This window comes from Bacillus sp. JJ1127, from assembly GCF_036965845.1.
Classification (GTDB): Bacteria; Bacillota; Bacilli; order Bacillales; family Bacillaceae_G; genus Bacillus_A.
In genome coordinates, this window is sequence record NZ_JBALQK010000104.1 from 15,608 (window position 1) to 16,265 (window position 658).

At 34.0% G+C, this 658-nt stretch carries 1 protein-coding gene; it reads right to left on the reverse strand.

Annotation, left to right across the window (positions count from 1 at the left end; all coding sequences use genetic code 11):
• Positions 1-526, reverse strand: a 526-nt coding sequence (locus V7183_RS11745) for a vWA domain-containing protein (RefSeq protein ID WP_335359622.1), incomplete at its 3' end; no start/stop codon positions are given.
• Positions 527-658: the final 132 nt, after the last annotated feature.

A 658-nucleotide genomic window follows, 5' to 3' on the forward strand; every position in this document is an offset into this window, starting at 1 on the left:
AAATTTCATTTGAAATAAAAATATTTTCAACAAGTACTTTACCGTCTGGAACAGACAAATTCATAATTCGCTCTACAATTGGCCCCGGATCTTCTCCAGTCGACGCTCCATCAGTCATATGACAAATAACTGGAGCGGGTCCTTCTTGAAGATTCGGCAATTCATCATGTAATAACTTTTCCACAACAGAAAACGCTTTCGCTGTATCTGTTAGTCGCTGTGTTTGTATATTCTCTAATGGTCGCAATCTAGCAACCTCATCAATTGTCTTTACACCATCTAACAAATCATATACTTGATCGCTATAAGCTAAAATAGATAATCGATAGCGTGGTAATAATCGACTTCCTTTCGTCGAACGGAATACCATTTGGCGAATAGCTAATGAAAGTGCATCCGTAACAATATCAATCCGACGTTTCTCTTCACTTCCAGCATCCATCATTTGGTTCATAGAAGCGCTAACATCAAGTAAATAAATGATATATGCTGGCGTTTGTTGTGTTGCCTGTTTCTGATATAACATTTTCCATACCCTCTCCAAATAATCTTATTGCAATCATTATTCTTTATATTTCCATTATATTATATCGTAAGAATTTTCAATTTCTATATATTTTATAGAAATTTTTGGTTAACTATTTATCTAATGTATAAA